Origin of the sequence: Microbulbifer discodermiae (assembly GCF_040742695.1) — a bacterium.
Classification (GTDB): Bacteria; Pseudomonadota; Gammaproteobacteria; order Pseudomonadales; family Cellvibrionaceae; genus Microbulbifer.
The window spans coordinates 15,327-35,176 of record NZ_JBFLAB010000046.1; the positions used below are offsets into that span (position 1 = coordinate 15,327).

Genomic DNA, 19,850 nt, shown 5'->3' on the forward strand with positions numbered 1-19,850 from the left:
TGTGTGGATTTTTTCGCGATTTTTCCATGGATGCCCCATACCGCGCCTCTACTGCTATCTGTGAAAGTGGCTTGATAGTAGAATGGTAGTTTATAAGTTTCTTCTTTAGTTATACCGGAAGGTCAGGCTAGACCTTTGAAAAGCTTTCCCTGTTTAAATGAGAATAAAGATACACAGGCCGGCGGCTTATTTGCGCAAAAAAAGTTCCACCACCTCTTTTTTCGCTGCCACAACATAGGTGATAAGCAGATTTTCCTGATTAATATCCGTTAGATAATCAACGTCTTTATGCATGTCTCTAATTATATTGAATTCGTCAGTATCGAGGTTGTATGACCATAGCTGATTGTTGCGATTAATACCATAAATTACATGGCTTTCGATAACAAATCTTTTTTCGCTACCTTGATCGAGTAATTTATCGATAAGCTGGTCTTCAACGGGACCGGGCTTCCAGAACCGGTTCATATGGTCCATATAAATTAGTCGGTCACCCTGGTCTTTTTGGGCCCAGTAAACCCGCTTTTCATTAACGGTTGTAAATTTTAAATGATTTAGATCAGCTTCAGAAAAAATGGTGATTCCGTTGATATTCATGGACAGTAAGGCGGTATTTTCTTCGCTGTTCCATTGAAATAGCCAGTTAACAGGATGCGCTAGTAAAAAAGCATTTGTACTTCCGTCCAGAAAAACTTGGATGAGTTTTTTATTAGCGTTTACCAGAAGGCTTTGGCCATCAGCTGCCCAGTCGATTCCAAAAATATTGGTGTCTATAGGAAACTGAGTAATTTGTCTCAAATTTTGGCCGTCAGCTATCCATAGCTGATCCTCTCCAGAACGCCTGGAGCTAAATGCGACCAGGCTTCCATTGGGTTGGAAGACGCCATTGTCTTCGCCCAAAATTGACCGGGTGGTGCTTGGGTAGAGTTTGCGGACGTCAGTTTCTGCCGTTGTATTGATTGGTTCTGGTTCATGCAGCGGAATCGATGCGATATCACTGTCATATCGACCCTTGATGGCAACCGCTCTTTGCCCGCTCTGATGGAAATTTGGTGAGCTGATCGCTTGATCCAGAGGCAAATCAATCTTGCTGATATTGCCATTATAGGATAGAGAGAAGAGCCGGCGGCCTGTGCTGAAGATTAGCTGATCCTCTAAAGGGGAGAAATTAGGGTAAACTTCCGTATTTTCTGCTATTTCGTTTGGGTATTCTATCGGGTTACTGGATAGAATTTTTCCATTAGTATCAAGTAAATCCAGGTAAAGCCGACCATCTTGGTGCTTGCTGGTTATCGCGATTAGGCCTTTGCGGATCGAATAGTCGAAATCGACTAAACTTCCATCTTCCAGGTCATAGAGGATCTGGCTCTTATTATCTCTGATAGAATAATTAATTAACTGCCAGCGATTGGTCAATTTTTGTAAAATGGCGAGGTTATTATTATTAATCCATACCGGTTTTTTGATTCTGGAATTTTCACAGCGCATTACAGTGTCTGGTTGCTGAGGACCTTCTAGAGCCTTCTGAAAATCTAAACTAACCAGGTCATAACATATATTTTGGGTTAGTGGTTTGGTGCAATCCTCCATTGCGATAAAAACGAGTGTTTTTCCGTCGGGCGATAGCGAATGGCCGTCGTAAGTTCCCCAGCTTCTGGTCAACTCAAATTCTTCCTGGGTATATATATCCCTGGCCCAGAGTTTATTGACGCAGAGTTTATTCAAATAGCGATGAAAGAGAATATACTGGCCGTTGGGGGAGTAGGCAGCATCAAATTCCTTATTGTCGGTCGCAGTTATCGGCTGCAATCTGTCGAAGAAAAGCTGCGGACCTTGTCCGGAAAGACTGAGTTTAAAACCGATAATCCCTGAAATTAGCAGTCCCACAGTAGCAATGACTAAAATCCTGCTGCTTTTGCGAAGCTTGACCCTATAATCCGGGTTGTTAGTTTTTTCATTGACTTTAGGGGTGGTGGGGGGAGCAGAAGAAGTAGTCAATTCCTGAGGTGATACTGTGCCATTAAGGAAAGAGGGATCTGTCCAGGTAACATCGCACTCCAGGCTATAGCCCTGCTTGGCATGAGTCTTGATATAGGATTGTAGCTTTCGATCCTCGCCCAGTGCTTTTCTGAGTTGCGCGATACTCCTTTGCAGCGTATTTGGTGTGACTATTGTATCGGGCCAGACTTCGGCGAGCAGCTCATCCTGGCTCACAACTTTTTGCTGGTGTTTTGCCAGGTAGGTTAAAACGGCGAGCGCTTTTGGAGGGATGGTTTGGGATTGTTTGTTCCGGGTAATTTGATTCCTGGATAAATCGATGAAAAAGTCACCCACCCAATATTGTAAAGTCATCGATCTATTGTCCTGGACAAAATTTGAGCTGAATGTGAGATAAAAATAAGGCCGATACTAGCATAAATTTTGATCACAGCTAATGCTGATTCGGACTCAATAAAGTTGCCTGGCCTTGTGATCAGCCGCTTATTTGAGGTGACGCAACCAATATGCGTTCTACTATGTTGGGTGTCTTCGCCGGGTCGGCGTAATTAGTTCAACAAGTGTTCATGTTTCCTGATAACTTATTGATAAATAAGCATTATTACTCTGGTAACCAAATAAGTTGCTGGGTTGATATCTGGCATCAGCAAAACATCATCCAAAAGTCAGCTGGACGTCAGGTATCTAAGAGCCAGTTTATTTACAGTGAGGGTTCCCCAGGTCATATGTAAACACATGGATATAGGTATGAATAAACACTTGCTGGCAGCCCTTTTCTTTTTCCTGCCCCTCGCGGCTCTCAAGGCCAGTGAACCCAGACCTCTGGAGTTACCCAAAATCCAGGTAGTACCAATTCAGGATTCCAGCACCGGTAGGGAATATGAGCTGTTGATTAAGTTGCCCGAGGACTATGCCAAGAGTGGCGCTAAAAAACACCCAGTTATTTATTATACCGACGCCATCTGGGCTGTGGAAATACTTTCTGCAACCGTAGAATACACAATTCAGGATGCTATTTTAGTGGGTATTGGCTGGCAAAAGAATCGGGTTGACTGGCAAAAGAATCTGGCCGGGGCTGAAAAAGAGTGGTGGAGCAGATTCCGGGACCTGAGACCAGCATTAGACAAGGATAATCACGAGAATAAAGGCGAGGCTCATAAGTTCCTCGCATTTTTAAACAATGATGTCATCAAATATGTCGAGGGCAGTTACCGGGCGAATCAGGATAACCGTACCTATTTTGGCTATTCCCTCGGAGGTGCTTTTGGAGTCTTTAGATTGCTTAACCAGCCGGATATTTTTCAAAACTATATTATCGGCAGTCCAAGTGGCCTGGCTTCCTATATGGGTTCCCTGTCGGAAGCCGGGTCTCAGAAAACCATCAGTGGCCTGCCAAAGCAAACCAATGTCTTTATTTCATACGGTGCCCTGGAGCATAAGTTGGGCGACAATGTAGAGAAATTTGTCGGTCAGCTAAGGAATCGTAAACCGGCTAATTTATCTTTGCAGTCGGTGGTCATTGAGTCGGCTGACCATAATACGGCTTTCCCAAAAACCTCGGTTCGCAGCATTGATTGGCTGGCAGGCCGGCTCCAACCCTAACAGCTTATTGAAAAAGCCCTCCCTGACTTTCCTCAACCCGGGTTTGTGGCGCATGTCCGCAAACCCTCTACGACAAATCAAGCAGTTATTAGCCTGCTAGTCTGTGATTTAGCTGATGATAGTGTGGAACTCATTTATAGGGTATCAAGCACTCGGTTGAGAATAACTATCCGTTTAAAAAACAATAACCTAATCCCCCAAGCCCCGGTTCGTCGGCTGTGATTGCATCGTTGGATGTATAGAGTCTGGTTGGGTTGTGACCCGGCTCGACGCAATTAATGAGGTTTCCCTGACACTTGCACAGGACAGGGTAGTGACGCTCCCGTTACCCATCCAGATTCCTGATAGTAATGCCTGGGCCGGGTTCGGCCAGAGGGAACCCGAATACACGGCTGTAAAATTCCAGTTCACCCTCCAGGGCCATCTTGATGCTGTCACCACTGCGAAACCCGTGGCTTTCGTCGGCAAAAGTAATGTAAGACACCGGGATTCCCTGTTGCTCCAGCGCCTGCACCATGGTCTCGGCCTGACCTGGGGGCACCACTTTGTCCTGCAGCCCCTGGAAAAAGATTACCGGGCAGTTGAGCTGCTGCACATGATTGACCGGTGACCGATCCCGGTAAATCTGCTCTGCGTTTGGCCAGGGGCCTACGAGTTTGTCGAGGTATCTGGACTCGAATTTGTGGGTGTCACGGGCCAGGGTGGTGAGATCGCCAATTCCGTAGTGACTGGCGCCGGCCTGAAAGACATTGTGAAAGGTGAGCGCCGCCAATACCGTGTAGCCGCCGGCGCTGCCCCCCTTGATCAGCAGACGGTTCGGATCCGCCAGTCCCTGGGACGCCAGGAATTTGGCGCCGGCGCAGACCTCCTCCACATCGAGGATACCCCACTGGCCCTCGAGGCGTTCTCGATACTCGCGCCCGAAGCCGGTACTGCCCGAATAGTTGACGTCGAGCACGGCGAAGCCCCGGCTGGTCCAATACTGCACCTTGAGATTCAGGCCCGCGGAAGTCGCTGCGGTGGGACCACCGTGACTGAATACGATCAGTGGCGGCTTTTCTCCCGTTGGTGCCTCGAAGGCTGGGTTAAGGGGCGCATAATAGAAAGCGTGTACCGATCTTTCCCCGACAACAAATTCAATGGATTGGGCAGGGGACAACACGTGGCTTTCCAGCTCAAGACTGCTGCTGCTGGCGATTTGCTCGAAGCGATCACTGTGGCTGTCGTAACTGATGATGGCGGGAAAGCGGTCTGCCGCACTGGCAATCAACACCGCCTCGTTTCCTTCGCAGCGGAGGCTTTCGAGATCACAGTAAGGCTGTTTGATCACCTGGTGATTGCCGCTGATGAGATCAATTTTCCCCAGGTGCCAGCGCCCTTTTTCGCTAAAGGTGCACAGAATCTCATCTGAGGTGGTGAAGCCGTACGTGGACATGCCAAACACCCACTGTGGCGTGGCAAAATCCGCATGGCGCCGCCATAGCGGTGATGGGGCGCCGACCCGGTAGAGATTCCACCAGTTGTTGCGGTCGGACACATAGAAGAGTTCCCCCCGCGGTGACCACTGGGGTTGAAAGACCGATTCCCCGGCTCCCCCGGCAACCACTCTAAGGTCATTCGCGAGGTCCTCGGAATTCATCGAGGCCAGACACAGTTCGGTGGCGTCCCAGGGCATGTCGGGGTGGTGCCAGCGCAGAAAGCTCAGTTGCTGCCCTTGGGGACAGAGAGTGGGGTTTGAGTAAAAATCCGCACCTTCGGCGAGGACCCTTTGGTCCGGCCCGGAACTCTGGTTGAGACCGATGGAAATGATGCGCGCCACCGCTTCCTGGCCGCGGTCGCAGGGTGAATAGTCCTCCTGTACACAAAGCAGCCGCTGTCGCTTGCGATCCAGAAAGAGGTCGGCGTAGCGGAAGGGACCTTCAGGAGTGATGGGTTCCGGCACCCGGGTATCGAGATCCATTTGGTAGATGCGCTGGTCCGCGGCAAGAACAAAGTAAACGCGGTTCTGCCACACCAGGTAGCTGGCGCCCCCATATTCGTGTGCTTTGGAGCGGACGCTGAGTGGGGCAGGGGTGATATCGGTGCGGCCACTGGCCGCACAGTACTGGACCAGTACTGAACGCCCCTGTTCTGCCGGGCGGGATTCGAGCCAGTAATAGCGGCCTGCAACCAGGCTCGCCTCGCTTAATCTGACGCTGTTTTTAACCAGCATGTCCGCCTCTATGGTGGATTTCCAGCTGCCGTAGGGCGCCTGAACTGCCTTGGTTGCAGGGGGCTTGCTCACCGTTGGTCTTCCTCGTTCGGCTTCCTTCTGTGGGGTGCGCTATTTTGAAGGTCCGGTTGCGGGCATACAAGGGAACCTCTAATTAATTCAGGCGCCCTACGGGGCTTAGCGCCGGGTCCGTCCGCTGCGTTGCAGCTGCTTGAAAGGTAACCAGCGTTCCTGCGCGACTGTGCCATACCGGTGCACTCGACGCTAAGCCTGAGGTTGCCTCGAATTAATCCGGGGTTCCCGAGAGTCCTTTTGGTTGCGTTGACGATATGCTAGCCTCATCAACCAAGCATTTGCTTGGTGTTTGGCCATAGGTTGCTCTCGCCAATATTTTTGCTGCAGGTTATTCCCGGTTACCTGCCCGACGGGCGAAACCGGGGCGTGTTGGCTATCCACTGGGGACTGAACAGTGGTATCGGGGATGGCTCTGGAGCGACTTGGCAAAGCTGTCGCCGAATCAGAATAAATGAGGAGATGTCACAATGTCGGATGAGGTTGTTATCACCTGTGCCCTGACCGGGGTGCTTACCAATCCCAGCCAGCACCCGGTTCCGGTGACCGCGACGGAAATGGCGGCGTCCGCCAGGGAGGCTTACGATGCTGGCGCCTCTGTGATGCATATACATTTTCGCGCACAGGAGCCGGGGCGAGGGCACCTGCCCAGTTGGGATCCGGAAGTGGCAACGGAGATTGCCGGGGCGGTGCGTGCAGCCTGCCCCGGCGTCATTCTGAATTTCACTACCGGTACTATTGGCCGCGATCAAAGTGGCCCTCTCGCCTGTATACGGGCGGGGTGCCCGGAAATTGCCGCCTGCAACGCGGGCAGCCTGAATTACCTGAAAGTGCGCTCCGGAGGCACCTGGGCCTGGCCACCGATGTTGTTTGAAAACCCGGTGGACAAGATCGAGGAGCTGCTGCAGGTCTGCCGGGAAACCGGCACCCGGCCGGAATTCGAGTGCTTCGATACGGGCATTGTGCGTTCGGTCTCAATGTTTGCGGAAGTCGGCCTGGTCGAACAGCCGAATTACAACCTGGTGATGGGGGTCGCCTCCGGGATGCCGGCGGATACCGGGATGCTGGCATTGCTGCCCAAATATATGCGGCCCGGAGCTTTGTGGCAGAGCACCGTTATCGGCCGCGGTGAAATCTGGCCGGTACACCGCAAGACCGCTGAACTGGGGGGGCATCTGCGCTCTGGCGTTGAGGATACTTTTTATTTGCCGGGGGGCGAGAGGGCCAGCGGCAACGGTCAGCTGATCGAGGCGCTGGTGCAGCTAGCCGAGGACTGTGGGCGCAAGGTGGTGTCACCGCAACGGGCGCGGGAGATTTTTCTGTGATCCCGGGACCGTAATTCCCTTAGCAGCTTGTTGAAACAGGCACCCTGCCTGTTTCAAAATACGAAAAGCGAAAAATGTGATTTTCACTTTTTCCCAAAATCAACGACTTAGGCGTCGCCGATTTTGCCGGAACCTCCATATTCCGGTAGCAGACGTCGAAGTTCTTCCAATTTCAACAGCCTGCTAGGGCGGCGGCAATCAACAGTTTGTGCACCGGAAAAAGCGGGGCAGGCTGGGTGCCTGCGGCGCCCTGCAAAGTCGTTCCGCTTGCTTTTTTCAATGTGCACTGTCGGTGGTGGCTGCCTCCGGCTTTATCCGCGCCAGCAGCTGTCCACCGCGAACCTGCTCCCCGGCCCTGACCTGCAGCTGGCTGATTGCGCCGTCGCAACCGGCTGTCAGCGGGTGCTCCATTTTCATGGTCTCCATCACCGCAATTATTTCACCACGCTTGACCGGCTGGTTGGCCTGAACCCGGACTTCGACGATCATACCGTCCATTGGCGCTGTCAGGCTGTCGCTGTCCGGTCCCCCCGTGGAGGTGGCTGCTGAGAGGGTGCGGTCGAGGAAATTCCACTGCACGCCCTCCCAGGCAATCGTAAGCTGGTCATTTTCAAGGTGCCCGGAGAAGCGATAGCGCACAGCATCGATTTCCAGTTGCCAGTCATTCGCCCGTAAATCCAGGGGCCGGATTACAAAGGCCTCATTCCGGGATTCCACCCGGTAGCCATCCTCTGAACACGACAGGAAAATCGGCAGCTGTTCCGCCCCGCGCTGCAGCTGATAGAGCGTTGAAGCCGGGTCCCCGCCACTGCGCCAGTTTGCGCGTCCGCTCCTGACGTCTTGAGGCTGCAGCCGTCGCTGGTGAAATACCACCGCCGCCACTGGTGGCAGCAGGGCCGGCATTTGAGGCTGCTTTAGAGTGTCCGCCACAGCCTCGATAAAGTCCGTGGCCGCGTGGCCGGCGATAAAACCGGAGTCCGCCAGCAGTTGTATCAGATAGGGTCCATTGGTGGTGGGCCCCAGGTATTCCAGTTGTTGCAGGGATACCAGGAGCCGCCGCCGGGCCTGGTCGCGGTCTCTGCCAAAGGCGATCAGCTTGCCCAGCATGGGATCGTAGAATGGCGTAACCTTGTCGCCGGCGCTGATACCGTGATCGCACCGCAGACCCGGGCCCTCCGGTTCACTCCAGCGGTAAACAGTCCCCGTCTGAGGCAGGAAGCCGTTGTATGGGTCTTCGGCGTAGAGCCTGGCCTCGATGGCGTGGCCATTAAAGGTGACTCCCTCCTGTCGGATGGGCAGCGGTTTGCCCCGGGCTATGGCGAGCTGCCAGGCGACCAGGTCCAGACCGGTGACCATTTCGGTAACCGGGTGCTCCACCTGCAGCCTGGTGTTCATTTCCAGAAAGAAAAAATCACCCTTTGCATCCAGCAAGAATTCCACCGTGCCCGCACCCACATAGGCACAGGCGTGTGCCAGGCGCACAGCGGCAGCGCCCATGCGTTCGCGCAACTGATGGTCGACGGCGGGAGAGGGGGATTCCTCGATGATCTTTTGGTGGCGGCGCTGTACCGAACAGTCCCGTTCACCCAGGTGGATCACATTGCCCTGGCTATCGGCAAAAATCTGGATTTCGATATGGCGGGCACTGACAACAGCTTTTTCCACAATGACTTCGTCGCTGCCGAAGGCGCTTAGGGCTTCGCTGCGGGCGGAGCGCAATTGCTCCCACAGGCTCTCGCGGTCCCTGACCAGGCGCATACCCCGCCCGCCGCCGCCATCCGCGGCCTTGATCATCAGCGGCAGGCCTATGGCCGTGACGGCCTTTTCCACTTCGGTATCGGAGAGGGCTGCGTCATCACTGTCGGCGACAAAGCCGGGGATGCAGGGCACGCCGGCGGTGGCGGCGAAATTTTTTGCCCGCCGCTTGTTGCCCATGAGTTCGATCACCTCCGCCGACGGCCCCACGAAGACCAGCCCCCGATCGGCACAGGCGCGCGCGAAGTCCGCATTTTCCGACAGAAAACCGTAGCCCGGGTGAACAAGGCTGGCGCCAACCTTTTCTGCCGCAGTAATGACCTTGTCGATGCACAGGTAGGACTCCTGCGGGGTATTGCCACCAATGGCCACTGCCATGTCCGCTTTGCGCACATGGGGTGCATCGCGGTCCGCGTCGCTGAAAATGGCTGCCACCCTGTAGCCCTCCGCGCGCGCCGTGCGCATGATGCGCAAGGCAATCTCCCCGCGATTGGCAATCAGCAGGGTTGGAGAGGTCGGCTCATCAGCGGCTGTGTGTATCATCGGGTTTGTTTGTCACTCTGTGAATTGCTTTGAATAGCATTGTGGGTTTTGCCCTGTGTCCCGCTTTGCGGTTCGCGCTGCACTGAATTAATCAGGAAGCGCCTTAACCGGCTGCCGAAAAAACGGGTAAATGGCCTGCGCTCTCGCGACGGCAACTCAGCTGGTAGCGGATCACCTGTTGGATTGCCCGGTTACGCATTACCGCGCCGGCCGGGCAAAATGCCCATCAATTTGCAAATGATCCCCAGCATGACCTCATCCGCGCCACCACCGATGGATGTCAGGCGGCTGTCGCGGTAGGAACGGTTGATCGGGGTTTCTTCCATATAGCCCATGCCTCCCCAAAACTGCAGGCACTGGTCGGGAATAGTGCGGCTCAGGCGCCCGGCCTTTAACTTGGCCATGGACGCGAGTGTGGTGACATCCTCTCCGCCTACATAGGCCTCTACGGCCCGCCAGGTGAGGGCACGCAGGCACTCTACTTCCATTTGCATTTCCGCCAGGGAAAAGTGCACTGTCTGGTTGTCCAGCAGGGGCGCGCCGAAAGCCTGGCGGTCGCGCACATAATCGATTGTCGTGCGGACACAGTTTTCCAGCCCCTTGATTGACAGTGCCGCGCCCGCCAGCCGCTCTTCCTGAAACTGCAGCATCTGCAGTGAAAATCCGGCGCCCTCGTCGCCGATACGATAGCGTTGCGGAATGCGTACATCATCGAAATATACCGGCGCCGTGCCGGAGGAGCGCATGCCCATCTTGTGCAGTGACTCACCGATGCGTACGCCGGGGCTTTGCGCGGGAATCAGCAACAGCGATTTGTTGCGGTGGGGCTTGCCCTCCCCGGTGGTCACCAGTGTGCAGAAAAAATCGGCACTGGGCGCATTGGTGATCCACATCTTGCTGCCATTGACGATGTAGTCCTCGCCACTGGCCACTGCCGTGGTCTTTACGCCCGCCACATCCGAGCCGGCTCCCGATTCCGAAACCGCAATAGCGGCCACCATCTCACCGCTAATTGCCGGAGTGAGAAACTCCCGCTTGAGTTCGTCGCCGGCAAACCTGGCCAGGGCCGGCGTGGCCATGGAGGTCTGTACGGCGATCGACAGTGGTACCCCGCCGCAGTGGGCGGCACCCAGCTCCTCGAGAAAAATCGCCTCATAGCTGAAATCCAGGCCGAGGCCGCCGTAGGGCTCCGGCTTACTGATGCCAAGCAACCCCAAACGACCCAACTGGCGGAAAATTTCGTGTACCGGAAAGGCCGCAGCTTTTTCCCACTCCGGGACCTGGGGGTTTATCTCTTCCCGCACAAATTTGCGGACTGTGCGCTGTAGCTCGCGGTGTTCATCGCTGAGTAGCATGGCCTCGTCTCCTGTGTGTGCCTTACCTTAAAAGCGCGCCACGCCAAAGGTGGTTTTATGCGGGTGTGTCCTTTCTGCCGTGCGGCAGATCTGCAGCAGCAGCCCGAGCAGTTTGCGGGTATCCCGCGGATCGATGATCCCGTCGTCCCATAGCCGCGCGCTGCAGGCGAGGGCGCTGGAGCTTCCCTGCATAAATGCCGCTGTGTCGGTTTCCAGCTTGTCGAGAGCGTCGTCGTCCAGCTGCCCAGAGCGGCGCATCTTCTGCTCCGTGACTATGCGCATTACCCTGCCGGCCTGAGCGGCACCCATGACCGCAGTGCGCGAGTTGGGCCAGGCGAAAATAAACCGGGGGTCGAAACCGCGGCCGCACATGGCGTAGTTGCCCGCGCCGTAGGAACCACCGACAACGATACTGAATTTGGGCACGCTGGCATTGGCGACTGCCTGGATCATCTTGGCGCCATGTTTGATGATGCCGCGCTGCTCTACATGGGTCCCCACCATAAAGCCAGTGGTGTTGTGCAGAAAAAGCAGGGGGGTGCCACTCTGTTGGCACAACTGGATAAACTGCGCCGCCTTGTTGGCCCCCTCGGGGGTGATTGGCCCGTTGTTGCCGAGGATGCCGATAGGGGCGCCCTCGATCCGGGCGTGACCACACACCGTTTGGCGATCAAAATCCGGTTTGAAATCCAGTAGGGCCGAATCGTCTGCGATACGGGCAATTATCTCCCGCACGTCGTAGGGTGTTTTTGCGTCCGCGGGCACAACACCCAGCAGTTCCTCGATTGGATAGCGGGGTTCACACCAGTTGTGCTCGAATGGCTCCGCCCCCGGTCTGGGCAGTGTGGCAACAATTTCCCGCGCAACGCGGATAGCATCTGCATCATCTTCCGCCAGATAGTCGCCACTGCCCGCCTGGTGACAGTGCATCTCCGCCCCACCCAGGCTTTCCTCCTCGGCGATCTCGCCAGTGGCGGCTTTGAGCAGGGGCGGGCCAGCCAGGTACATTCCGGACTGCCCCCGGATCATCACTACATAGTCGGACAGCCCCGGTTGATAGGCACCGCCGGCGGTGGCGCTGCCGTGCACCACTGTGATCTGGGGAATGCCGGCTGCGGAAAGCCGGGCCTGATTGGCAAAACCACGTCCCCCCGGAGCGAAGGTTTCCGTCGCATAGAGCAGGTTGGCGCCGCCGCTTTGGGCCAGGGTTACCGTTGGCAGGTGGTTTTCCAGCGCTATCTGCTGCATACGCAGCGCCTTTTCCATGCCCGCCGGAGAGATGGTTCCACCCTTGACCGCATAATTGTCCACCCGCACCATGCAGCGCTGGCCGCTTATGACCCCAATACCACAAATAGCCCCCCCGCCGGCGCCGGTGCCATCGCTGTCGTCGTACAGCCTCTGGCCCGCCAGGGCGCAGAGTTCCACAAATGGTGCCCCGGGATCCAGCAGCCGGTTGAGGCGCTCGCGGGGCAAAAGCCAGCCGCGCTGGCGGTAGCGCTCGGCTTTGGCCTGCTCGGCCGCGAGAGGTAACTGCTCGGCGTCGCGGAACCGGGCAATCGCCTCCAGCATGGCCGCGCAGTTGTTTTCGAATGTGCAATCGTCGGTGTTGAGCTGGGAATTGATTGGTTGCATCAGAGCTTGCCTTCCGCCTCCAGTTCCCGCACCACCTCCGGCTTGCGGCTTCGATGAAATCCGTTGAAGGCCTGTTTGTCACGGGGGGCGGTTGAGCGCCACATGGGTGAGCGGTGGTTGAGGCCTGCACCTCCATCGATGCGCAGGGTCTGGCCGGTGATGTAGAGAGCCGCGTCGGAGAGCAGGAAACAGACACTGCCACTGACTTCCGCCTCCTCCCCGAGGCGGTACATGGGGATGCGTTGGCGAAAACCCGGCAGCAATTCGCGCAGCAAGGTGGGATCATAGGTGTCGAAGCCGCTGGAGAGAATATAGCCCGGCGCCACCGCATTGACGCGCACGGAGTGGGGCGCCCATTCAATAGCCGCGCTCTGAGTCAGGTTTTCCACGCCGGCCCTGGCGGCGCCGGAGTGTCCCATCATCGGCATCCCACCCACATTGTCGGCAGAAATATTAACTATGCTGCCGCCGTGCGCCTTCATATATTGCGCGAATACCTCGCGCGCCATCAGAAAACCACCCACCAGGTTGTTGCGCACCACCGCTTCGAAGCCGTTTTTGCTAATGTGTTCCAGCAATGCCGGGAACTGGCCCCCGGCATTGTTCACAAGTCCGTGAATGGCTCCTTGATGGTCCAGAATCCGGGCCACTGTCTCCTTCACCCTGTCCTCATCGCGAATATCGAGGCTGAAAGGGCTGCAGCTCCCCCCGTCCGCACGGATCTCGGCAGCCACGCTTTCGAGCTTGTCGAGGCTGCGCCCCAGCAGAACCACCTGCGCGCCGAGGCTGGCCAGTTCATGGGCTATGCAGCGACCGATACCGCTGCCGGCACCGGTTACGACGATGGTTTTGCCGTTGAAGGTGTTGGCGCGCAATACACTTTGGTAACCCATACTGTTATTCCCTTGACGAATCGCTATTGCATCTGAGGTGCTGGATACGCAGAATAACCTAAAGCTACCAAGCAAGTGCTTGGTAAGCAACAGCTTTAATGGGAGTTTGGATGGTTGTTCAATCAAAGGGGCGGGTAGCGGCTCGGCGACCGTCTGGTGCCGGCTCACAGACACTGATCAGCGCACTGGTGGCTGCCGGTGAATTGATCGACCCGGACTCACCGCGGGGCAGGCTGCTGAACGCCGCGGCGCGGCTGTTCGACCAGAAAGGGTATGCGCGCACTACCGTGAGGGATATAGCCGCCGAAGTGGGCATATTGTCCGGCAGCATCTTTCACCACTTCGGCAATAAAGAGGAAATACTCAGTTGCGTGATGCAACAGGTGACTGTGTATGCCCGCGTCCGAATGGCTCAGGCTGTAGAAGCCGCGGCGTCTCCCAGGGAGCGTTTGCGGGCCTGTATCCTGAGTGAACTGGAGGCAATCCACGGTTTGGCGATACCGGGGTTTTCCATTCTCGTGCTGGAATGGCGCAGTCTCTCCAGCCAGAACCAGAAAAAAGTGCTGCGCCTGCGCGAAGACTATGAGCGTATCTGGCATGGCGCCATCGCCGCGGCAAAAGGCCCCAAAAGCGATGCCGCCTTGATACGGCGGTTGCTGCAGGGCGCGCTGATGCATACCTATAACTGGTTCAAACCCTCCGCAAAGGGAATGTCGCTACAACAACTGGCCGACGAAGTGTTGAACGTTTTTTCCCCTCAATAGGCGCCACTCTTCGTTGCTCGTCGCTCATTTGGAACAACCAGACCGCGCTGCTCTTGCCTCGATTGGCACCTTTTCTATCACAACAGGGCCAACTCCGTTAGTGTGAACAGGCCCTAGTCCCTCTGGCGTATAAAGCTCCTGTTGATCCGGCGACCAAATGCGTTATGGGACGAGAATGAGGACTTGTCACAATCCGTTAAAAATAGCCTTGTCGACCCATAGCTGGCGTCGTGGCTCAGTCATCCCCTATCAAATTCCTGGTGCCTGCTAATCCGGCAGGTAAAACAGATCTGGCCTGTCAGACTCGTTTAGCAGGCTGCCGGCGAAGCTTGCCAGGCGGCCCGCTGTCCCCAACAGGAGGGTTTGGACCGCAAATCCAGCGGTTAACTGCTTGGATTGTTGCGCGCTGTTGTGTACACACGCCGCAAACCTTTGCCTGGAAAACCTTGGAGCGATTTTTCAGCTGGGAAGGCAAGGTACTTATCGGAGGTAATAGCAAAGTGAGGCACCCCTGCTAAAAAGCGGCATAGACAGTGCTCATCTTACGCACGGGATTGTGGAACCACTTGGGAATTCCAGTGAAATTATGGCTAAAGTAGATTTCTGTGCCAGATTGGTAATAGGACTGTTTAAATGGAAATATTCCCTATAGTATGATCAAAAAACCTGAGCTGTTTTATGAGTCTGGGAAGCATGGAAGTTCTTAAAAAAGACTGTCTCTAGGGAAATAATGGAACGATAATTTTCCGAATAAAATTTATTTCATTGGATTGCACCGGTAAAAAATTCCGGTCTTTTCTGGTTCAGTGCAGGAAGTCTGATTTTTTCCTGGAGCATAGGCAAAGACTATGAATTGCTCAGCCATGCTGGACTGATAATCAACAACTGTGGCGGTAAATAAGTAAAAAAATTTTAACAGACAGGATTTTCCCAGGTTTGGTTCTCTACCCACACAGCGGAGAGGAAGGAAATATTGCATAATCGCTCCATGGAAGCTTTTCTATCTCCAGCTCTAACGGCATATTTAAATGCGAAATTACAAAAAGAGCTAACCGACAGGGTGAATCTTCGGTGCGTATTTTTTCCTCTCTTTGGCTAACAGCTGTGCTTGCAGCTTCCGGCATCGCCTATGCCGTGATTGCAGCCACCTTGCCCCGGGCGCAGCTATTCGTTACATGGGATAGCCTGGAGCCGGACAAGTGGGCTTCCATCTGGCTCATCAAACAGCATATCGATCCCGATGCGGTGGTGGAGGTGCGGGCTACCGGAGATCCTGTTTCCGATGGTATTCCTTTTGGTGTTCCAGAGGCGGTCTACAAACGCACCGGCAGCCGCTCGGCCTTTGAGAGTCTCCTGCTCGGTTTTGCGCAAGCCGACCCGACACTGCAAGCCATGGGCCGCATTATTACTACTATAGAAACCACTGCGTGGAATGCGCCCAGTGACCCCCTGGTGCATGTGGTCGAGCGGAATTTTCGCCAGTTGCAGGATCGTTACGGTCGCGCCTATGTTCCCATAAGCTGTTATGCCCACTTTTTTGACGTCTTATACGCTCAACTGGCTATGGCAGCCCCCCCGGACATACTCGGTCAATCGCTGAGTTTAGCGGTGGATAATCAATCCTGTGCACAGGCGCCCACCATGGCTGAGCGCACAGGGGCCCTGCGGGTAAAGGAAATGGCAATCGAAAACCTGCTGACCGAGATTGCCCTGAACAAATCCGTCGTATTTGTCGATACGCGCGAGCCTGCGGAATTTCAGCGGTCGCATATTCCAGGTGCTATCAATATTCCCATGCGCAACCTGAATGAAAAAGTCTACCGGCAATTGAGGCAGGCCGACCTGGTGATCAGTTATTGCGTCAAGGATTTTCGCGGCTATGAGGTTGCGCGGCAGATGCTGGACAATGGCCTGAACAATGTTGCCGTGATGAATCCGCACGGCCTCTCCGGTTGGCAGTCTTCCGGGTTGCCCATAACCTCGCTGGACTTGCCGGAAAAGACCGCACTGGAAAAACTTATGCAGTGCGCAAAAGGGCAGCAGGAATGCCTGAAGTAGCCCTCGTAAAATCGGAGCTTGTATTGGCGCCGGACCGCTTGTGGCGCTCGGCACGCCCTTTCTGGATAGCGGTCTTTGTCCTGCCCCTGTGCCTTTGGCATATCACCTCCGACGTCTATGTCTATTTTCGCTACGGCGCCCCCAGTGGTCAGATTTGGTATGTGTTTTCCAAATTATTCGGGCTTTATGGCGCTCTCCTGCTATGGTATCAGGTCGTTTCCACGCTGCTGAAGAAAACCCGCTATGCGTGTGTGCTGCCTCGCTGGACACTGCTGCGTCACCGCTACCTGGGCGGTATGACGCTATTGTTTGTCGCGGGGCATGTGGCATTTTTTGTTACTGCCGTATCCCTGCGCAAAGGAGTGTTCGCGGGGAGTCTGCTGCTGCCGGATTTCCGGGACTTTTATCACAGCGCTATCACTTTGGGATTGGTGGCAAAGTTACTGCTGCTGGTGGCGGTGCTGGCCGCGATGGGGCGGAAGTACATTCCCGGGGTTTGGAAGATGATGCACCGGGGAATGTTTATCGTGGTGGCGTTGGGGCTAGTACATGGCTTCCTTATCGGCACTGAAACCCGCTACGGCCTTTATGAAATATTCTATTGCGCACTCATGACCGCTATAGGAGTGGCATTGTGGCTGCGCTGGCGTGAAGCCGAGGAGATCCGCCTATGAGCACCCCGCTGCAATTTTCACTGCTCCTGCTCCTGTGTTTGTTGTACCCGGCGGCACAAGCTGCCGCGGGCAAATGTGATCAGTGGCCTCGGGGGTTGGTTTTTGTTGGCCTGACCGATGACGGCTGGCAGACCTATGCCGTGACCAAAGCCGGCCACGCGCCCGCCAACATGCATCTCGACACTGAAGCGAGAACACCAATATATACATCCGCGCCGGAGTCCCTGATCTATATCGACGATGCCGGGCGCGTCAACCAGCTGTCGCTGCAACCGCGCAAGGGCAGGGTATTGCTGGCTCCGTCCAGCGACGCCAGTTACGCCCAGCCGGAATTCGATCCGCAGAACAACGCCCTGTACCTGGTGCAGCTCAAGGCTGGCAAGAGTGTCGATACGGATATATTGCGCCTGGACCTGGCCACTGAAACCGCCAAACCCGTGGTGCTACAGCGCTCGGCACAATTTGAGCCGAAAAGCGCCCGGGACTGGCTCTACTACAGCAACGTCCACTGCGTCGTCGGCTGTGGCAAGATCATCCAGGAAATCTGGCGCTACCATACAGTTAGCGGCATCGCGGAGCAGGTCACACTGCTAAATACTATCAGCCGGCAGCCGGTTGTAGACCAGCAAAACGACTGGTTGTATTTCAGCAGCAACGCCGCTGGCAACTACCATATCTACCGCCAGTCGCTGACCGGGCAGGACAGCAGGCGGGTCGAGCAGCTCACCCAAGGTGCCGTCACCGACATGTCGCCCGCCATACACCAAAACCGCCTCTATTTTATCCGCCACAATGCCACCGGCAGCCAGTTGATGTGCCGGGATAATGACAGTGGTGAATTGCTTGCCCTGGCGCTGCCGGGCGGCGTGGGGGACATTCGCGACCTGGAGATCAACTGATGCCCAATCACCTGATTGTTTTCGCCTTGCTGCTGGGCATATCCATGCCCTTATACGCCTCCGTCAGTATCGAGCAGTATGGTGCACAGGAGTTCAACCCCTCGCTCGGGCAGACGTTTGATATACCCGTCCGCATAGACGAGCCCGGCAGCATACAGGTGGAAATCTTTACCCCGGACGGCGATTTGGTGCGCAGCCTGCCCGGCGGCAGGCAGGCCGAGGCGGGCGTCTATCCCGTTACCTGGGATGGCCGGGACCAGGCCGGCACACCTGTGCCTGACGAAGCCTATATTCCCGTGGTCAGGCTGGTGACAGGGCGCGATGGGGAAGCTGCCAGCTATGATCCCCGCGCAATCAGTGGTGGTGGGGAAGTCATCCTCCCGGTCACCACCAACGCCCGCCAGCAGCTGATTTTTCAGCTGGACAAGCCCTCGCGGATTTTAGCGCGGGCAGGGGTCAAGTCGGGCCCCATGATGAAATCCATCCTCAACTGGCAGGTGCGCGGCAGGGGTCGCAATATGGCCTTGTGGAATGGCAGCGATCAGGATGGCCTGGTGAATCTGTATGACAACGACAATCTGGCGCTGCTGGTCACTGGGTTTGAATTGCCCCTGCATTCCATTATCGCCGTCGGCAACGAAAATCTTGAGTACCTGGCCTGGCGTGCCGCCAGGCAGTGGCCGGTCGGCATCCCGGACTTGAGCGAGGCACAGTTTGAGCGCGACGGACGCCGTATATCCCGCCATTATTACTTGCCGCGCTCGGTGGAAATAGATCCCCGAATCACCCTCGAAATTATCGACCAACTGCCGGTTGGCGAAGACGGAATTCCCATTGTATCCGGGCCCATCGCACTGCGGGTGGATATGCACAAGGAAGATCGCTGGGCGATGCAGCAGAGTTTATATGAAGTGGCGTTTTTTGTTGATTATGAGTTCCTGTCCGAGGAGGAACAGGGATATATGCCCCTCACTTGGCGCTGGAACCCGGTGGGCCTGAAGCCGGGTATTCATATGGTAACGGTGAATGTGTCCGGCTTTAACGGCCAGGTGGGTGTCAAAAGTCTGCAGATAGCAATATCCAAATAATATTCCGGAGGCGGTTTTTCCCCGCGGTGCCACCGGCTGCAATGGGCGGGAAACCAGCACCAGCTCGATGGAAATTCCAGTAGTAAATTGCGTAAATCTATTGTTCGTGAGTTCGACTGGGTGCTGGTTAGGATTCAGGTACTGGCCAGACTACAGCAGGGAGGTTGACCATGTCATCCAGCTTTGAGATAAAAAAGAAAAACCACAGAGCTTCGCTGTTCAGTTTTTTTATTCTGCTCAGCCTGTTCACTCCAGGTTTGGCGACACCAGTACACAGTTTTCATTTCCCCTGGGATCAGGGGCACGACACCACCAGCCCCAACAATCCCTCTGATCCGGGGCCCTGCGAGGGAGGCTCCTGCGAAAACGACAGTTGCAACGCCGCCAGTACCGCTACGACAGTATCGGCAATGTCACCCACAAGGACGGGCAGGCCTACGTCTACGGCTCCAGCAAGCCCCACGCGGTGACCCAGGTGGGCAGCAGCAGTTATGTCTATGCCGACAACAACGGCAATCTCACTTCGGATAGCACCGGGCGCCTGTTCAGCTATACCACTTTTGACAAGCCGCACCTGATCAGCAACGCCAGCGGTGACAGTACTGCCTTTGACTATGGCCCTGACCGGGCGCGCTACAAGCGCGTGGACACGCGGGCCGGCGGGGAGGTCATCACCACCCTGTACCTGGGCACTGTGGAGCTGATCAAGCGCAGCAGTGAAAGCACGGTTAAGTGGAAGCGCTATCTGCCCGGTGATGCCGTATTTACCTATACCACCAATGCCGCCAATGCGCAGCAGAGCCTGGACAAGCGCTACCTGCTCAAAGACCATATTGGGGTGTCCTGACAATACTGGACAGTCCCGCTTTAAGCCGCTTTGGCTGATTCCCAATACTTCTTGGCGAATTCAGTTGGGGCCAAGTTGCCAAGCCGTGAGTGGCGACGTTGGCGGTTATAAAAAATCTCGATGTACTCCC

General features: G+C 55.5%; 15 protein-coding genes. 8 read left to right on the forward strand and 7 right to left on the reverse strand.

Going from position 1 to position 19,850, the window contains the following annotated elements:
* Positions 1–186: 186 nt before the first annotated feature.
* Positions 187–2,352, reverse strand: coding sequence for a winged helix-turn-helix domain-containing protein (locus AB1S50_RS14820; RefSeq protein WP_367151684.1), 2,166 nt, complete (start codon positions 2,350–2,352; stop codon positions 187–189).
* A 393-nt stretch (positions 2,353–2,745) separates the two neighbouring features.
* Between AB1S50_RS14820 and AB1S50_RS14825 the strand changes: the two genes are divergently transcribed.
* Positions 2,746–3,600 (forward strand): alpha/beta hydrolase, encoded by an 855-nt coding sequence (locus tag AB1S50_RS14825; RefSeq protein ID WP_367151685.1) that lies wholly within the window; start codon positions 2,746–2,748, stop codon positions 3,598–3,600.
* 325 nt (positions 3,601–3,925) lie between these two features.
* Here the strand turns inward: AB1S50_RS14825 and AB1S50_RS14830 are convergent, their stop codons facing one another.
* Complete coding sequence (locus AB1S50_RS14830) at positions 3,926–5,884, reverse strand: S9 family peptidase (protein ID WP_367151686.1); 1,959 nt, start codon at positions 5,882–5,884, stop codon at positions 3,926–3,928.
* Positions 5,885–6,354: 470 nt separating this feature from the next.
* On the opposite strand from AB1S50_RS14830, the gene AB1S50_RS14835 reads away from it, so the two are divergent.
* Positions 6,355–7,209: a BKACE family enzyme gene (locus tag AB1S50_RS14835; protein WP_367151687.1), complete on the forward strand. Its 855-nt coding sequence runs from the start codon at positions 6,355–6,357 to the stop codon at positions 7,207–7,209.
* Between the two features lie 276 nt (positions 7,210–7,485).
* Here the strand turns inward: AB1S50_RS14835 and AB1S50_RS14840 are convergent, their stop codons facing one another.
* The 4 genes from AB1S50_RS14840 to AB1S50_RS14855 all read right to left on the reverse strand — a co-directional run bounded on the left by AB1S50_RS14840 (position 7,486) and on the right by AB1S50_RS14855 (position 13,390).
* On the reverse strand, positions 7,486–9,507 hold the full coding sequence (locus AB1S50_RS14840; protein ID WP_367151688.1) for an acetyl/propionyl/methylcrotonyl-CoA carboxylase subunit alpha: 2,022 nt from the start codon (positions 9,505–9,507) through the stop codon (positions 7,486–7,488).
* A gap of 191 nt (positions 9,508–9,698) precedes the next feature.
* The gene (locus tag AB1S50_RS14845; protein ID WP_367151689.1) at positions 9,699–10,862 is read right to left on the reverse strand and encodes an acyl-CoA dehydrogenase family protein; all 1,164 of its coding nucleotides are present in this window, start codon (positions 10,860–10,862) and stop codon (positions 9,699–9,701) included.
* 27 nt (positions 10,863–10,889) lie between these two features.
* Entirely contained in the window at positions 10,890–12,497 is a 1,608-nt protein-coding gene (locus tag AB1S50_RS14850; protein WP_367151690.1) for an acyl-CoA carboxylase subunit beta, read from the reverse strand.
* Positions 12,497–13,390 carry an SDR family oxidoreductase gene (locus AB1S50_RS14855; protein WP_367151691.1) on the reverse strand — a complete coding sequence of 298 codons (894 nt, stop codon included), beginning with the start codon at positions 13,388–13,390 and terminating at the stop codon, positions 12,497–12,499. The genes AB1S50_RS14850 and AB1S50_RS14855 overlap by 1 nt, the downstream gene beginning before the upstream one ends.
* Before the next feature lie 110 nt (positions 13,391–13,500).
* On the opposite strand from AB1S50_RS14855, the gene AB1S50_RS14860 reads away from it, so the two are divergent.
* From AB1S50_RS14860 to AB1S50_RS14885, 6 genes are all read left to right on the forward strand, one after another.
* Complete coding sequence (locus AB1S50_RS14860; protein ID WP_367151692.1) at positions 13,501–14,154, forward strand: TetR/AcrR family transcriptional regulator; 654 nt, start codon at positions 13,501–13,503, stop codon at positions 14,152–14,154.
* Between the two features lie 1,104 nt (positions 14,155–15,258).
* Positions 15,259–16,212: a chromate resistance protein ChrB domain-containing protein gene (locus tag AB1S50_RS14865; protein ID WP_367151693.1), complete on the forward strand. Its 954-nt coding sequence runs from the start codon at positions 15,259–15,261 to the stop codon at positions 16,210–16,212.
* Positions 16,200–16,886, forward strand: a complete 687-nt coding sequence (locus AB1S50_RS14870; RefSeq protein WP_367151694.1) for a hypothetical protein — start codon at positions 16,200–16,202, stop codon at positions 16,884–16,886. The genes AB1S50_RS14865 and AB1S50_RS14870 overlap by 13 nt, the downstream gene beginning before the upstream one ends.
* Positions 16,883–17,785, forward strand: a complete 903-nt coding sequence (locus AB1S50_RS14875; protein WP_367151695.1) for a TolB family protein — start codon at positions 16,883–16,885, stop codon at positions 17,783–17,785. Before AB1S50_RS14870 ends, AB1S50_RS14875 begins: the two co-directional genes overlap by 4 nt.
* Positions 17,785–18,873: a FlgD immunoglobulin-like domain containing protein gene (locus AB1S50_RS14880; protein WP_367151697.1), complete on the forward strand. Its 1,089-nt coding sequence runs from the start codon at positions 17,785–17,787 to the stop codon at positions 18,871–18,873. Before AB1S50_RS14875 ends, AB1S50_RS14880 begins: the two co-directional genes overlap by 1 nt.
* A gap of 373 nt (positions 18,874–19,246) precedes the next feature.
* A complete protein-coding gene (locus AB1S50_RS14885; protein WP_367151698.1) occupies positions 19,247–19,720 on the forward strand; it encodes a hypothetical protein in 474 nt (157 codons plus the stop codon).
* 20 nt (positions 19,721–19,740) lie between these two features.
* Here the strand turns inward: AB1S50_RS14885 and AB1S50_RS14890 are convergent.
* Positions 19,741–19,850, reverse strand: a 110-nt coding sequence (locus AB1S50_RS14890) for an IS3 family transposase (protein ID WP_367149665.1), incomplete at its 5' end; no start/stop codon positions are given.

Excerpts from the sequence above, each read along its gene's own strand:
- AB1S50_RS14870 (WP_367151694.1), top strand. The coding sequence starts at position 16,200 with ATGCCTGAAGTAGCCCTCGTAAAATCGGAGCTTGTATTGGCGCCGGAC.
- AB1S50_RS14850 (WP_367151690.1), bottom strand. The coding sequence starts at position 12,497 with ATGCAACCAATCAATTCCCAGCTCAACACCGACGATTGCACATTCGAA.
- AB1S50_RS14825 (WP_367151685.1), top strand. The coding sequence starts at position 2,746 with ATGAATAAACACTTGCTGGCAGCCCTTTTCTTTTTCCTGCCCCTCGCG.
- AB1S50_RS14875 (WP_367151695.1), top strand. The coding sequence starts at position 16,883 with ATGAGCACCCCGCTGCAATTTTCACTGCTCCTGCTCCTGTGTTTGTTG.
- AB1S50_RS14835 (WP_367151687.1), top strand. The coding sequence starts at position 6,355 with ATGTCGGATGAGGTTGTTATCACCTGTGCCCTGACCGGGGTGCTTACC.
- AB1S50_RS14880 (WP_367151697.1), top strand. The coding sequence starts at position 17,785 with ATGCCCAATCACCTGATTGTTTTCGCCTTGCTGCTGGGCATATCCATG.
- AB1S50_RS14840 (WP_367151688.1), bottom strand. The coding sequence starts at position 9,507 with ATGATACACACAGCCGCTGATGAGCCGACCTCTCCAACCCTGCTGATT.
- AB1S50_RS14860 (WP_367151692.1), top strand. The coding sequence starts at position 13,501 with ATGGTTGTTCAATCAAAGGGGCGGGTAGCGGCTCGGCGACCGTCTGGT.
- AB1S50_RS14845 (WP_367151689.1), bottom strand. The coding sequence starts at position 10,862 with ATGCTACTCAGCGATGAACACCGCGAGCTACAGCGCACAGTCCGCAAA.
- AB1S50_RS14855 (WP_367151691.1), bottom strand. The coding sequence starts at position 13,390 with ATGGGTTACCAAAGTGTATTGCGCGCCAACACCTTCAACGGCAAAACC.
- AB1S50_RS14820 (WP_367151684.1), bottom strand. The coding sequence starts at position 2,352 with ATGACTTTACAATATTGGGTGGGTGACTTTTTCATCGATTTATCCAGG.